This window comes from Microbacterium sp., assembly GCF_047971895.1.
GTDB lineage: Bacteria > Actinomycetota > Actinomycetes > Actinomycetales > Microbacteriaceae > Microbacterium.
In genome coordinates this window covers 1-14,349 of sequence record NZ_JBKEAF010000050.1, presented here as the reverse complement: position 1 = coordinate 14,349, position 14,349 = coordinate 1, and the positions used below count along the sequence as shown (strand labels likewise).

Annotated in this window: 12 protein-coding genes; 8 read left to right on the top strand and 4 right to left on the bottom strand. The window is 70.1% G+C overall.

Going from position 1 to position 14,349, the window contains the following annotated elements; translation table 11 throughout:
• Positions 1–1,250: class I SAM-dependent RNA methyltransferase (locus ACK5IN_RS04595; RefSeq protein WP_416895037.1), on the bottom strand; the 1,250-nt coding region annotated here is incomplete at its 3' end.
• A 205-nt stretch (positions 1,251–1,455) separates the two neighbouring features.
• Between ACK5IN_RS04595 and ACK5IN_RS04590 the strand changes: the two genes are divergently transcribed.
• Together ACK5IN_RS04590 and ACK5IN_RS04585 are read left to right on the top strand one after the other, a co-directional pair.
• Positions 1,456–2,121: a Maf family protein gene (locus tag ACK5IN_RS04590; RefSeq protein ID WP_416895036.1), complete on the top strand. Its 666-nt coding sequence runs from the start codon at positions 1,456–1,458 to the stop codon at positions 2,119–2,121.
• 75 nt (positions 2,122–2,196) lie between these two features.
• Positions 2,197–3,978 (top strand): acetyl/propionyl/methylcrotonyl-CoA carboxylase subunit alpha, encoded by a 1,782-nt coding sequence (locus ACK5IN_RS04585; RefSeq protein WP_416895035.1) that lies wholly within the window; start codon positions 2,197–2,199, stop codon positions 3,976–3,978.
• 153 nt (positions 3,979–4,131) lie between these two features.
• On the opposite strand, the gene ACK5IN_RS04580 is transcribed toward ACK5IN_RS04585, so the two are convergent.
• Positions 4,132–5,577 carry an NAD(P)H-quinone dehydrogenase gene (locus ACK5IN_RS04580; RefSeq protein WP_416895034.1) on the bottom strand — a complete coding sequence of 482 codons (1,446 nt, stop codon included), beginning with the start codon at positions 5,575–5,577 and terminating at the stop codon, positions 4,132–4,134.
• 45 nt (positions 5,578–5,622) lie between these two features.
• On the opposite strand from ACK5IN_RS04580, the gene ACK5IN_RS04575 reads away from it, so the two are divergent.
• The 3 genes from ACK5IN_RS04575 to ACK5IN_RS04565 are packed head-to-tail and all read left to right on the top strand — an operon-like array spanning position 5,623 to position 8,701.
• Positions 5,623–6,456 (top strand): purine-nucleoside phosphorylase, encoded by an 834-nt coding sequence (locus tag ACK5IN_RS04575; RefSeq protein ID WP_416895033.1) that lies wholly within the window; start codon positions 5,623–5,625, stop codon positions 6,454–6,456.
• A complete protein-coding gene (locus tag ACK5IN_RS04570) occupies positions 6,453–8,117 on the top strand; it encodes a phospho-sugar mutase (RefSeq protein WP_416895032.1) in 1,665 nt (554 codons plus the stop codon). Before ACK5IN_RS04575 ends, ACK5IN_RS04570 begins: the two co-directional genes overlap by 4 nt.
• Positions 8,118–8,119: 2 nt before the next feature.
• The gene (locus ACK5IN_RS04565; RefSeq protein WP_416895031.1) at positions 8,120–8,701 is read left to right on the top strand and encodes a GNAT family N-acetyltransferase; all 582 of its coding nucleotides are present in this window, start codon (positions 8,120–8,122) and stop codon (positions 8,699–8,701) included.
• Between the two features lie 18 nt (positions 8,702–8,719).
• On the opposite strand, the gene ACK5IN_RS04560 is transcribed toward ACK5IN_RS04565, so the two are convergent.
• Positions 8,720–10,012 carry an ATP-binding protein gene (locus ACK5IN_RS04560; RefSeq protein WP_416895030.1) on the bottom strand — a complete coding sequence of 431 codons (1,293 nt, stop codon included), beginning with the start codon at positions 10,010–10,012 and terminating at the stop codon, positions 8,720–8,722.
• A 309-nt stretch (positions 10,013–10,321) separates the two neighbouring features.
• On the opposite strand from ACK5IN_RS04560, the gene ACK5IN_RS04555 reads away from it, so the two are divergent.
• The 3 genes from ACK5IN_RS04555 to ACK5IN_RS04545 are packed head-to-tail and all read left to right on the top strand — an operon-like array spanning position 10,322 to position 13,697.
• Complete coding sequence (locus ACK5IN_RS04555; RefSeq protein ID WP_416895029.1) at positions 10,322–11,749, top strand: flavin-containing monooxygenase; 1,428 nt, start codon at positions 10,322–10,324, stop codon at positions 11,747–11,749.
• Positions 11,746–12,738 carry a bile acid:sodium symporter family protein gene (locus tag ACK5IN_RS04550; RefSeq protein ID WP_416895028.1) on the top strand — a complete coding sequence of 331 codons (993 nt, stop codon included), beginning with the start codon at positions 11,746–11,748 and terminating at the stop codon, positions 12,736–12,738. The genes ACK5IN_RS04555 and ACK5IN_RS04550 overlap by 4 nt, the downstream gene beginning before the upstream one ends.
• Positions 12,735–13,697, top strand: coding sequence for an SDR family oxidoreductase (locus tag ACK5IN_RS04545; protein WP_416895027.1), 963 nt, complete (start codon positions 12,735–12,737; stop codon positions 13,695–13,697). The genes ACK5IN_RS04550 and ACK5IN_RS04545 overlap by 4 nt, the downstream gene beginning before the upstream one ends.
• Before the next feature lie 23 nt (positions 13,698–13,720).
• On the opposite strand, the gene ACK5IN_RS04540 is transcribed toward ACK5IN_RS04545, so the two are convergent.
• A partial coding sequence (locus ACK5IN_RS04540) for an adenosine deaminase family protein (RefSeq protein ID WP_416895026.1) occupies positions 13,721–14,349 on the bottom strand: 629 nt, incomplete at its 5' end.

Below are 14,349 nucleotides of genomic sequence, written 5' to 3'. Positions count from 1 at the left end.
GTCTGGTACCCGAGCGCCCGGAAGGCGCCGAGGTCGCGGGCGAGCGCGACCGGGTCGCACGCGACATAGACGATGGATGCCGGACCCAGCGCGACGATCTGCTCGACGACGTCGCGGCCCGCGCCGGCGCGCGGAGGGTCGAGCACGATCACCCCGTGTCGCAAGCGGTCGCGTTCGAAGGCCGTCGCCTGTGCCGTCCGTCGTGCGAGCCAGCGGTCCACTCGACCGGTCTCGGCGCGGGCTCGGGTGAAGCCGACGAGGTTCGCTTCGGCGTGTGCAGTGGCACGGCGATCGGACTCGACCGTCGTGATGCGGGCGGCTGGACCCGCGAGGTCGCCGAGCGTCGCGGCGAACAGGCCGACACCGCCGTACAGATCGAGATGCCATGCGTCGGGATCGAGGAACACGCCTCCGCTGTGCGGGATCACCCCATCGGGGTGCTTCTTCTGCATGATCCGCTTCACCGCCTCGGTGAGTGTGTGCGCGGCGAGGCGGTGCACCTGCCAGAAGCCACCGGCATCCACTCGAAACTCACGGCCGCCCACCCGCTCGACGATCGTCTCGCGTGCCGCGTCACCGTGGCGGGGACCGGCGTCGGGGCGGTCGATGACACGCACGCGGCCGTCGGCGGGCTGCACCAGGTCGATGCGCCCGGCCGGGCGGTCGCGCAGCTCGCGGGCCGCCACGGCGATCTCGGGTGTGGCGAGCGGCAGCGCGTCGACGGTGACGACGCGGTGGCTGCGCGTGGCGAACGGCCCGATGCGCCCGTGGGCGTCGACGTGCAGGCTCACGCGCGTGCGCCAGCCGGTGCCGTCGGCGGTCTCGTCGGCGAGCACGTCCCCGTCGCGGGACACCACGGGCGACGCTCCCGTCATCGACGCGGCCGCGTCGGGCATCCCGCCGAAGCGCTGCAGGGCGTCGCACAGCACGTGCAGCTTGAGACGTCGCTGCTCGGCGAGCTCGATGTGCCCGAAGTCGGCACCACCGGGGCGCCGGTCGGGCAGGGTGTGGATGTCGGCCTGCGGCCAGACGTGAGGGCGCCGGTGCGGCGACGCCTCGAGCACCTCATGCAGCTCGCCACGCCAGTAGCGCTTGTCGTTCTGCGTCACGGTGACCCGCACGCGCTCGCCCGGGAGCGTGTCGGGCACGAACACGACCCGCCCCTCGTGCCGACCGACGAAGACGCCGCCGTGTGCGACGTCGGTGATGTTCAGCTCGATGGTCTGTCCGCTGCCCTGGTCGTGCGCCACGCCTCGACTCTCGCATACCGGGCGGGTGGGCCGGACCACCTTCGCAGCACGGGCATGGCACCAACGCAGGCAGAACGGGTGCGTGAGGCACATTCTGAGTGCCCGTGCCGCGATTCAGCCTGCGTTGTTGCAGCGGGCAGCGTCGAGGTTCCGTGGCAGCGGCGGCGCGCGGCGCCGGCGGCATCCCGCCGATACGGTGGGGACCATGCGCGTATGCCTCGCCTCGACCTCCCCCGCTCGCCTCGTGCTGCTGCGGCAGGCGGGCATCGAACCCGAGACCCTGGCACCCGACGTCGACGAAGAGGCCGTCATCGCAGCGATCGAGTCGGCCGAGGCTCGCACGCTCACGCCGGCCGAGCATGTGCTGCTGCTCGCCCGCAGAAAAGCGGCGGATGTCGCGGCGCGCCTCGCCCACGACGACCCGGCCTTCGACGGCATCGTCATCGGCGGAGACTCGATGTTCGAGCTCGACGGAAAGATCCTCGGCAAGCCGCACACGCCCGAGGTGGCGATCGCGCGGTGGCGCGCGATGCGCGGCCGCACGGGGGTGCTGCACTCGGGGCACAGCGTGTACCGGGTCTGCCCCTCGACGGGCTCGGGAACCGCGGAGGGCTCAGAGGCGCACGGGGTGGCCGAGGCATCCGTCACCTTCGCCGCCGACGTGACCGACGCTGAGATCGCCGCCTACGTTGCGACCGGCGAACCGCTGCATGTGGCCGGCGCGTTCACGGTCGACAGCCTGGGAGGGCCGTTCATCAGTCGGATCGAGGGCGACCCGTCGACAGTAGTGGGGATGTCGCTGTCGACCCTGCGGCGCCTGGTCGCCGACCTCGGCGTGGCGTGGCCGCAGCTCTGGAACCGCTTGTCGTAGGACGCCCACGTTTTTCTTCGGTTCTTGTAGGAAGCAGTCAAATCTCCGGTCTTCCGCATGGGTAGGCTGGCATCCATGCCGTTTTCCGCATCTCGACCGTTCGAGAAGGTGCTCATCGCGAACCGCGGCGAGATCGCCGTCCGCATCATCCGCGCCGCGCAGGACTCCGGCCGCGGATCCGTTGCCGTCTACGCCGAACAGGACCGCGACGCCCTGCATACGCGGCTCGCCGATGAGGCCTATTCGCTCGAGGGCTCCACGAGCGCCGACACGTACCTGTCGATCGAGAAGATTCTGTCGGTCGCCCGACGCTCCGACGCCGACGCCGTGCACCCCGGCTACGGGTTCCTGGCCGAGAACGCCGATTTCGCCCGTGCCGTGATCGATGCCGGGCTGGTCTGGATCGGCCCGCCGCCCGAGGCCATCGAGTCGCTCGGCGACAAGGTGACCGCACGCCACGTGGCCGAGAAGGTCGGCGCGCCGCTGGCTCCCGGCACACCCGGGCCGGTGTCCGGCGCCACCGAGGTCGTGGCGTTCGCCGAGGAGTTCGGGCTGCCCATCGCGATCAAGGCGGCGTACGGCGGCGGCGGGCGCGGGCTCAAGGTCGCCCGCTCGGCCGAGGAGATCCCCGAGCTGTTCGAGTCGGCCACCCGTGAGGCGGTCACGGCGTTCGGCCGCGGCGAGTGCTTCGTCGAGAAGTACCTCGACAAGCCGCGCCATGTCGAGACGCAGTGCCTGGCCGACGTCGAGGGCAACGTCGTCGTGGTGTCCACGCGCGACTGCTCGCTGCAGCGCCGGCACCAGAAGCTGGTGGAAGAGGCACCCGCGCCGTTCCTCAGCGACGAGCAGAACCGCATTCTCTACGAGGCATCCAAGGCGATTCTCCGCGAGGTCGGCTACGTCGGTGCGGGCACCTGCGAGTTCCTGATCGGTGCCGACGGCACCATCTCGTTCCTCGAGGTGAACACGCGCCTGCAGGTCGAGCACCCGGTGTCGGAAGAGGTCACCGGCATCGATCTGGTGCGCGAGCAGTTCCGGCTCGCCGAGGGCGGCCTGCTCGAGCACGGCGACCCGACGCCCGAGGGGCACTCGATCGAGTTCCGCATCAACGGCGAAGACCCCGGTCGCGGCTTCCTGCCCGCACCCGGGCCGATCCACGTGTTCAAGACGTTCGGCGGGCCCGGCATCCGCCTCGACTCGGGGGTGACGGCCGGCGACGAGGTCAGCGGCGCCTTCGACTCTCTGCTGGCGAAGATCATCGTCACCGGCCGCGACCGCGACGAGGCGCTGGCCCGGGCGCGCCGCGCGCTCGACGAGTTCGAGGTCGGCGGGCTGCCGACCGTGCTGCCGTTCCACCGCAAGGTGGTGCGCGACCCGGCCTTCACCGCCGAGGACGGCCGCTTCGGGGTCTACACGCGCTGGATCGAGACCGAGTTCGTCAATGACATCCCACCGTGGGACGGCGAGCTCGAAGCACCCTCGGCGCCCGAGCCCCGCCACACCGTCGTCGTCGAGGTCGGCGGCAAGCGCCTCGAGGTGTGCCTGCCCGACCGCATCGTGTCGGCCAACGGCCACCGTGGCCGACCCGCCGCGGTGCCGCCGTCGCGCCGCTCGCACTCGATGACCGTCGTGGCGGGCGCCTCGGGCGACGCCGTCACGGCGCCGATGCAGGCCACGATCGTCAAGGTCGCCGTCGAGGAGGGCCAGCAGGTCGTCAAGGGCGATCTCGTCGTCGTGCTCGAGGCGATGAAGATGGAGCAGCCCATCCAGGCCCACAAGGACGGCGTGGTCGGGGCCATCGACGCCGAGCCCGGAACCACCGTCTCGGCGGGCCACCGACTGCTCACCATCACGTAGGGGCCCAAGCATCCGGCAGCTCCCTGTGCCGAGAACATGCAGTTCGCCCGACAGCAGGGTGCTTCGCACTCCCGTTGCATGTTCTCGGTCGACACGCATGTGCTCGGCACGTCGCTGCCCTCTCACGGGCCCGGGACAGGCCGCCGGAGGAGGTCAATCCTCGTCGCTGCGCTCCACGTGGTGCATGGCGCGCACGGCGTCGGTGATGCTGCCCGACAGCGACGGATACACGGCGAACACGCGTGAGACCTGGTCGACGGTCAGACGCCGCTCGACGGCCATGGCGACCGGATAGATGAGCTCGGATGCCCGGGGGGCGACGATGACTCCGCCGATCACCGTGCCACTGCCGGCGAGGGCGATGATCTTGACGAAGCCGTTGCGCACACCCATCATCTTGGCGCGCGGGTTGGCGGCCAGGGGCAGCGTGTGCACGACACCGCCGACGCGGCCGTCGGCGACGTCCTTCTCCTGCCAGCCGACCGTGGCGATCTCGGGCGCGGTGAAGATGTTGGCGGTGATGCGGCGGCTGTCCAGCGGGATCACCACATCGCCCAGGGCATGGAACACGGCGGTGCGCCCCTGCATCGATGCGACCGAGGCGAGCGGCATGAACGTGGTGCAGTCACCGGCCGCGTAGATGTTCGGCACCGAGGTGCGGGCGACCCGGTTGACGCGAATGCGCCCCGAGTCATCCATCTGCACTCCGGCTTCTTCGAGCCCGATGCCGGCCGTATTGGGCACCGACCCGACGGCGAGCAGGCAGTGGCTGCCCTCGACGGTGCGCCCGTCGGTGAGGGTGACGACGACGCCGTCGCCCACGCGCGACACGCTCTCGGCGCGCGAGCGCGACAGCACGGTCATGCCGCCGCGGGTGAAGACCTTCTCGAGCACGGTGGCCGCATCGGGGTCTTCACCGGGCAGCACGCGCTCACGGCTCGACACGAGCGTCACCTGGGCGCCCAGGTTCATGTAGGCGCCGGCGAACTCGGCACCGGTCACACCCGATCCGACAACGATGAGGTGCTCGGGCATGCCCTTCATGTCGTACAGCTGCGTCCAGGTGAGGATGCGCTCGCCGTCGGGAACGGCCGAGGGCAGGATGCGGGGCGATGCCCCGACCGAGACGACCAGCGTGTCGGCCTCGACGCGGTCGAAGTCGGTGCCGCCCTGCTCGGTGGACACGACCACCGCATTGTCGCCCTCGAGACGGCCGTGGCCGGTGAGGATGCGCACGCCCGCATCGACGAGGGTCGTGCGCATGTCGTCGGACTGCTGGCGCGCGAGCGTCAGCAGTCGCTTGTTGACGGCGGCGAGGTTGATCGCCACTTCGGGCTTGAGTGGCCGATCGCGGTCGCCGCGCGCATAGAACTGCACGCCCAGGTCGCCCGCCTCGCTGATCGCCACGGCCGCGTCGGCGGTCGCGATCAGCGACTTCGAGGGCACCACGTCGGTGATCACGGCCGAGCCACCGACGCCGGCGCGCTCGACCAGTGTCACCTCGGCCCCTAGCTGGGCAGCGGCCAGTGCCGCCTCGTATCCGCCGGGACCGCCGCCGAGGATTGCCACGCTCTGCGTGAGCTCGAAGCTGAGTGCCATGCATCCATTCTTTCAACTCGGGGATCTGTTTCCTAAAGTGGGGGCATGACCGACACCGCTCGCAACCCGCTCGACGACGCCACCGCCGACCCGTTCGAGATCGCCGTGACCGCAGCCGCCGACATCGCCCGCCTCACCGGGGTCGACCGGCACGACATCGCCGTCACGCTCGGCAGCGGCTGGGGCGAGGCGGCCGAGCTTATCGGCGAGACGGTGGCGACCGTTCCGGCGACCGAGGTGACCGGGTTCTCGAAGCCCGCGCTCGCCGGACATGTCGGCACGCTGCGCAGCGTGCGCACACCCAAGGGCAAGAACGTGCTGGTCATCGGCGCCCGCACGCACCTGTACGAGGGCCGCGGCCCGCGCGCGGTGGTGCACAGCGTGCGCACGGCGGCCGCGACGGGCGCGAAGATCATGGTGCTCACCAATGGCGCGGGGGGCGTGCGGCACACGTGGCAGGCCGGGCAGCCGGTGCTCATCTCGGATCACATCAACCTCACCGGCACCTCGCCGCTCGAGGGCGCGACCTTCGTCGACCTGACCGACCTGTACGCGCTGCGGCTGCGCGACATCGCCCGCAGCATCGACCCGTCGCTCGAAGAGGGTGTGTACTGCCAGTTCCGCGGGCCGCAGTACGAGACGCCCGCCGAGGTGCAGATGGCCAAGTCGATCGGCGGGCACATCGTCGGCATGTCGACGGCGCTCGAGGCGATCGCTGCCCGCCAGGCAGGCATGGAGGTGCTCGGCATGACCCTCATCACGAACATGGCCGCCGGCATCCAGACCACTCCGCTGAGCCATGCCGAGGTGGTCGAGGCCGGGCGGGCGGCGGGCCCGCGCATCTCGGCGCTGCTGGCCGACATCCTGGGTGCGCTGTGAGCACTCTGGCGGCGGCGCGCGCGTGGCTCGCGCAAGACCCCGACCCCGAGACGCGCGCCGAGTTGGCGGTGCTGATCGCGGCGGCGGAAGAGGATGCCGCGGCCCACGCCGAGCTCGACGATCGCTTCGGCACGCGCCTCGCCTTCGGCACGGCCGGGCTGCGAGGTGAGCTGGGGGCGGGCCCGAACCGCATGAACCGGGTGTTGGTCGCGCAGGCGGCCGCGGGCCTGGCCGCCTCTCTGCTCGCGGATCAGGGTCCGGACGCCCCGCCGACCGTGGTGGTCGGCTACGACGGGCGACGCAACTCGCGCATGTTCGCCGAGGACTCGGCCGAGATCTTCGCCGGGGCGGGGCTGCGGGCGGTGCTGCTGCCGCGACTGCTGCCCACGCCGGTGCTGGCGTTCGCGGTGCGGCACCTGGGCGCCGACGCCGGGGTCATGGTCACAGCCAGCCACAACCCGCCGAACGACAACGGCTACAAGGTGTATCTCGGCGGCGGTGACGCGGGTTCGCAGATCGTGCCGCCCGCCGACGCGCGGATCGCGGAGCGGATCCAACAGGTGGCGGATGCCGGCGACGTCGGCGCGCTGCCCCGGTCGAGCGCGTACGAGATCGCCGACGAGTCGGTGATCGAGGCGTATGCGGCGGCGACGGCCGCAGTCGCTCCCGCCCCGGCGGGGGCAGCCGGGCTCACCTGGGTGTACACGGCGATGCACGGGGTGGGTGCCGAGGCCTTCGGAAAGGTGCTGGATGCCGCGGGCTACCCCGCGCCGGTGCCGGTCGCCGCGCAGATCGCGCCCGATGGAGCGTTCCCGACCGTGGCATTCCCGAACCCCGAGGAGCCGGGAGCCATGGATCTCGCGTTCGAGACGGCGCGTGCCGTCGGTGCTGAGCTGGTGATCGCGCACGATCCGGATGCCGACCGGCTCGCCGTGGCCGTGCCCGACGCGGGGGTCGACGGCGGGTGGCGGCGGCTCACCGGCAACCAGGTGGGGCTGCTCTTGGGATGGCGTGCGGCGCAGGCCGCCGCCGGGCGGGCCGAGGCATCCCTCGCCTGTTCGCTCGTGTCGTCGCCGGGGCTGCAGACCGTCGCCGAGCACTTCGGGCTCGCCTTTCACTCGACCCTCACCGGATTCAAGTGGATCTCGCGGGCCCCGGGCATGGTCTACGGGTTCGAAGAGGCGCTCGGGTACCTGGTCAACCCCGAGACCGTGCGCGACAAGGACGGCATCTCGGCGGCGGTCGCGATGCTCGGCATGGTGTGCGAGGCCCGCGGCCGCGGCGTGTCGGCGGCGGGGCTGTTGGACGAGTTCGCCGCCGCGTTCGGGCACTTCGCGAGCGACCAGATCTCGGTGCGCGTCGACGACGTCGCCCAGATCGGGCGCATGATGGCGGCGCTGCGGTCCGCTCCCCCGGCCGCGGTCGGGTCGGTGGCGGTGAGCCGCATCGACGACCTGCTCTCCGCGGGCGGCGCGCTGCCCTCGGGCGACGTGCTGCGGCTGTGGCTGGCCGACGGGTCTCGGGTGATCGTGCGGCCGAGCGGCACCGAGCCGAAGCTGAAGCTGTACCTCGACGTGCGGGGATCGTCGGCGGACGACGCGGCATCCCGAGTGAGGTCGCTCGCCGAGGGCGCGCGCGCCCTGCTGGAGGAAGTGACCTGAGGATGCTGCTGACGGAGCCGGTGACCCTAGAGAACAAGTATGTGCGGCTCGAGCCGCTCTCGCCCGAGCACGCGGCCGACCTGTCGGTGGCGGCGGTGGGGCTGGAGCGTGCCTGGTACACGTCTGTGCCGCGGCCCGGGGCCGTGACGCAAGACATCGCGCAGCGGCTGGCCTGGCGCGATGCCGGGCACATGAACCCGTTCGTGATCCGCACGCTCGACACCGGCGCGGTGGTGGGCGAGACGACGTTCTGCAACATCGACCAGCCGAACCGGCATGTCGAGATCGGGCACACGTGGCTGTCGCTGTCGGCGCAGGGCACGGTCGTGAACCCCGCCGCGAAGCTGCTGCTGCTGGCACACGCATTCGAGACCTGCGACGCGATCGCGGTGGAGTTTCGCACGCACTGGCACAATCGCCAGTCGCGCGCGGCGATCGAGCGGCTCGGCGCCAAACTCGACGGGGTGCTGCGCAACCATCGCATCGGCCCCGACGGCAGCCTGCGCGACACCGTGGTCTACTCGGTGCTGCCCCCCGAGTGGCCCGCCGTGCGCCTGGGCCTCGAGGCGCGCCTCGACGCCTGATGCCTCGCAGGTAGCACCTCAAGGCCCAAGCAGCGCTGCAGGGACCACCGCAACACCGTCCCTACGGCGGTACGCCTCGGCGCCGGTGGTCACGATGACGGCGTCGTGCAGCTGATCTCCGATGCGTTCTTTGAGCCACGCGAGGTGCTTGACGTCGTCGTCGCCGACCGCTGCGGACAGCTTGACTTCGATGGCGACGACACCGTCGTCGGGCCCGACGACGATGAAGTCGACCTCGCGCTCGCCCCGGTGAGTGCGCAGATGGCGCACGTCTGCCTCGGCGACCTGTGCGTACACGCGCAGGTTCAGCGCGACGAGGCTCTCGAAGAGGGCACCGAGGGCAGTCCCTTGGCGCGCGACTTGTAGGTCGGCCCGATCACCCGCGAGCAGTTTCTGCGGGGTGTAACGAAGCAGCCGTGCGGCCAGGGCCGGGTCGGCGAGGTGATGCTTGTCAGACGAGGCGAGTTGTTTGAGCATGTTGTGGGACGGGAGCCACGCCGACACCGGGTCGAGTATCCACAGCCGGGTGAGGATGTCCCGCCACGGCAGAGTCGTGCTGACCGACGGTTTGTTGCCGACCCCCGGGGTCGCAGCGTCACGGATGGTCTCGAAGCTGGCGGTGGTGGCGGTCGCGGCCGCGTAGGCCCGCATCCAGGCGCGCAGTGTGTCAGGACGCCTCAGCGCCAGCCCTTGTTCCGCGAAGTCCCGGTCGATCACGCGCTCGAGGTATCCGTCGAGCGCGGCCCGCAGCTGGCGCTCGTTCAGGGCGCGCATGCCGGGGAAGCCACCTGCGAGCACCTCGGTGACATAGTCATCGAGCGTCGCCGGGGTGACACCCTCGACGGTCGGGCGTGCGCCGGCGAGCAGGTCGGCAAGGCTGACAGATGCGGTGAATCCGCGCTCAACGAGCGACAGCGGTCGCATCCGCAGGGGGACGATGCGCCCCGCTCCCGAGTGGGTGTCGATGCCTGCGGGCGCCGCAGACCCGGTGAGAAGAAATCGACCCGGGGTGGGGTCGTTGTCGACGGCGCGCCGGACGATGTCCCAACTCGGCACCCACTTCTGCCATTCGTCGATGAGAATGGGACTCTTGCCTCGGGCGAGCCTGATCGGGTCTGCGCGGATGGTTTCACGTTGGCCTGGATCGTCGAGTCCGTAAACCGTGTGGGCGCGAGCAAGGGCCGTCGCAGTCTTCCCGACAGCTTTCGGCCCTTCGATACTCACGGCGGCGAGCCCAGGCATCAGCGAGTCAAGATCGTCGTCAATGATGCGACGACGATACTCGAACGCGCTCACGTCGGGCTCATGCATGAGCTTACACTACAGTTTCGATGGTCTTTACGCTATAGTTTCGAGAGCCTTTAAACTACAGTTTCGATGCCATCTACACGATGATCTCGAGAGTCATCACGAGTCGCATCAACTGGCAGCAATCTTCTCGCGAGCACGTATGTCGCCGAGCCGGCACTGGACGAGTAGCGCGCCGGGCTCCGTCAGAACGCATCCGTCCCACAAGCTGAGCTCATATGTGCGGTGTCGAGGTCGGTGGCTTGGTTCGCGGCGCGGCGTCGAGGTCTCAGCCCCGAGATGAGTGTCGGGTAGTGTCGACTAACATCGCGGGTGGCCGCACACGAAGGGGTGTCAGGGGAAGTGACCGACAAGCGCTACGCCATCATCGGTGCTGGACCGTCGGGATTGTCGGCCGCCCGTGCCCTGCAGAAGGCCGGGATCGCGTTCGACGGCTACGAAGCCTCGCGCAGCGTCGGCGGGCTGTGGGACATCGAGAACCCCCGCTCGACGATGTATGAATCGGCGCACCTGATCTCGTCGCGCACGACGACCGAGTTCGCCGAGTTCCCGATGGACACCGACGCCGACTACCCGAGCCACCGCACACTCATCCGCTACTTCCGCGACTTCGCCGACCACTTCGGGCTGACCGAGCGCTTTCGCTTCGACACGAGGGTCACCCGGATCGAGCGCACTGCGGACGGCGATTGGATGCTGCGCGCCACCCGCCCCTCGACAAGCTCGGAGAGCGCGACAGGCTCGGGAAGCAACGAGAACGATCTCGAGGAGCGGTACACAGGGGTGATCCTGGCCAACGGCACGCTGGCCGAGCCGAGCATTCCGCAGTTCCGCGGCACGTTCACCGGCGAGATCATGCACACATCGGAATACAAGCGGGCGACACAGCTCACCGGCAAACGCGTGTTGGTCGTCGGTGCGGGGAACTCCGGCTGCGACATCGCCGTCGACGCCGTTCACCACGCGGCATCCATCGACATGAGCGTGCGCCGCGGGTACTACTTCGTCCCGCGCTACGTCTTCGGCAAGCCGTCCGACACGCTCAACCAGGGTCGACCGCTGCCCGCGCGGCTGAAGCAGCTCGTCGACACGCGCGTGCTGCGAGCGTTCACCGGCGACCCGGTGCGATTCGGATTCCCCGCACCGGACTACAAGATCTACGAGTCGCACCCGATCGTCAACACGTTGATCCTGCATCACCTCGGCCAGGGCGATCTGCGCATCCGTGCCGACATCGACCGCTTCGACGGCCACACCGTGCACTTTCGCGACGGTTCGCAGGGCGAGTACGACCTCGTGCTGCTGGCGACCGGATACACGCTCGACTATCCCTTCGTCGATCGGGCGGAGCTCAACTGGACCGGCTGGTCGCCGACGCTGTACCTGAACATCTTCCCCCCGCCGCGCCGCGGCGAGTTTAACGGGCTCTTCGTCATGGGGATGATCGAGGCATCCGGCATCGGCTGGCAGGGCCGGTATGAGCAGGCCGAGCTCATCGCCACCTACCTCGGCGCCGACCCGACCCGGCAGGCCGCGTTCCGTCGGCGCATCGCCGACGACCCGTGGCCCGACCTCACCGGGGGCTACCGCTACCTGGGCCTGGAGCGCATGTCGTACTACGTCAACAAAGACGCCTACCGCACCGCGGTGCGCGCCGCGACGAGCACGCTGCGCGGCGACGATCCCCGCCCGGCGCGCCGTGGCATCCGCCGCCTGGCCTCGAAGGGTTCACGCGCATGAACCCCGACGAGATCATCCTCAACTTCAACCCGGGCATGCTCGTCCTTCTCAACGTCGTGCTCGGGCTCATCATGTTCGGCATTGCGCTCGACACCACCGTCAAGGACTTCGCGGTCGTCGTCCGCAAGCCCAAACCCTTCGTCGTCGCGATCCTCGCGCAGCTCGTCGTGCTGCCGCTGGTGACGTTCGGACTCACGCTGATCCTTCCGGTGAGCCCGTCGATGGCCCTCGGCATGATCCTCGTGGCCTGCTGCCCGCCGGGCAACATCTCTCAGGTGCTCACGCACCGCTCGGGCGGCAACGTCGCTCTGTCGGTGTCGATGACAGCGGTCGCGAACGTGATCTACATCTTCGCGCTTCCGCTGAGCGTCGCATTCTGGGGCTCGATGCATCCCACCGCCCGCGGCCAGCTGACCGCGGTCGAGCTCGACCCGCTCTCGATGCTGCTCGACGTCTTCCTCATCATCGGGCTACCGTTCGTGGTGGGGCTGTTCATCCGCCATCGCTTCGAGAGGTTCGCGTTGCGGGTGCAGCCGATCGTCAAGTGGTTCTCGTTGCTCGCACTCGTCAGCTTCATCGTCGCCGCGCTCGCGGGCAACTGGGCGTTCTTCATCGCATTCCTGGGCATCATCCTGCTCGTCGTCACGGTGCACGACGCCGTCGCCCTCGCGATCGGCTACGGCACCGCCGTCGTCGGCGGGCTGGGCACACCGGAGCGCAAGGCGATGACCTTCGAGGTCGGCATCCGCAACGCCGGGCTCGGCCTCGGGCTCGTGTTCGCCTTCTTCGGCGGACTCGGCGGCATGGCCATCGTCGCCGGCTGGTGGGGCATCTGGGACATCATCGCCGGCCTCATCGTCGCCGGCCTGTGGGTGCGGCGCACGAAGCGGCGCACCGGATCGCCGAAGGGGGATGCCTCGCGGCACGCTGCTGCCGGGAGGCCGGGCGCCGATGCCGGGCCGGGCACCGGCGCCGAGGCCGCCTCATGACCCGCGTACTGGTCACCGGCGGGGCCGGGTTCCTTGGTTCGCACGTGGCCGCAGCACTCGTCGCGCGCGACGACGTCGACCTCGTCGTCGCCGGGGATGTGCGCCGCCCCGACACCCCGGTCGAGGGCGTCGTCTACGACGAGTGCGACGTCACCCACGGCGTGGGACTGGCCGCGCTGCTGCAGGCCCACGGCATCGACGTCGTGGTGCACCTGGCCGCGATCGTCAGCCCGGGCCGCGACACCGAGCTCGAGTACCGCGTCGATGTCGACGGCTCCCGCAACGTGCTGCAGGCGTGCCTCGATGCCGGGGTGCGCCGCCTCGTCGTGTCGTCGTCCGGAGCTGCGTACGGTTATCACGCCGACAACCCCGAATGGCTCAGCGAGACCGACCCCGTGCGCGGCAACGACGAGTTCCCGTACGCACGCCACAAGCGCCTCGTCGAGGAGCTGCTCGCCGACGCGCGGGCGCAGCACCCTGAGCTGGAGCAGGTGGTGTTCCGCATCGGCACCATCCTCGGCCCGACCGTGCAAAATCAGATCACCGCCCTGTGGGACGGACCGCGGATCCTCGCGATCCGCGGCTCGGACTCGCCGTTCGTGTTCGTCTGGGTCGATGACGTCGCCGCCGCGATGGCCCGCGCCGCTACGGACGGCCCGGCAGGCATCTACAATATCGCCGGGGACGGCAGGCTCACCGTGCGGCAGATCGCTGATCGCCTGCGCAAGCCCGTCGTCACAGTCTCGCCGCGCCTACTCGGATGGATGCTGCGCCTCGGCCGCGCACTGCGGCTGACGCCGCACGGCCCCGAACAGGTGGGGTTCCTGCAGTATCGCCCGGTGCTCGCCAACGACGCGCTCAAGACGCGGTTCGGCTTCACCCCGGCCCGCACGAGCGCCGAGGCGTTCGAGGCGTACCTGGCGTCTCACACGGGCGTCGCCCGTGCGACAGAGGGGTGAGACGGCCGCGAAGGGCCACCGGATCAGACGTCGAATCCGTCGCCGATGACATCGATGAGCTCAACGCGCTCCTCCACCGGGAGGAAGGCTCCGGCGGCGGCATTGAGCTGGAACTCCTGAAGGTCGTCGAGGTCGTAGTCGAACGTCTCCACCAGCTGTGCCAGCTCGCGCGTGAGCGAGGTGCGGCTCATCGTGCGGTTGTCGACATTCACCGTCACGGCGAACCCGAGCTGGTACAGCAGGTCGAAGGGGTGGTCCTCGAGCGTGTTGCCCCACGCGGCGATCGCGCCGGTCTGCAGGTTCGACGACGGCGACAGCTCGAGCGGGATCTCGCGGTCGCGCACCCACCGCGACAGGTCGCCGAGCCGCACCTGCACCTCGTCGCCCGATCGGGTGACCACCTCGAGGTCTTCGGCCAGGCGCACGCCGTGCCCGAGGCGCAGCGCGCGCCCGTCGAGAAGCGCCGAGCGGATCGAGTCGACCCCCGCCGCCTCACCGGCGTGCACCGTCACGGGGAAGAACTGCGACGCCAGGTAGTCGAACGCCTCGCGGTGCCGTGCCGGCAGGAACCCGTCCTCGGGCCCCGCGATGTCGAACCCCGATGCCCCGCGCCCGCGGAACGCGACGGCCAGCTTCGCGATCTCGAGCGACC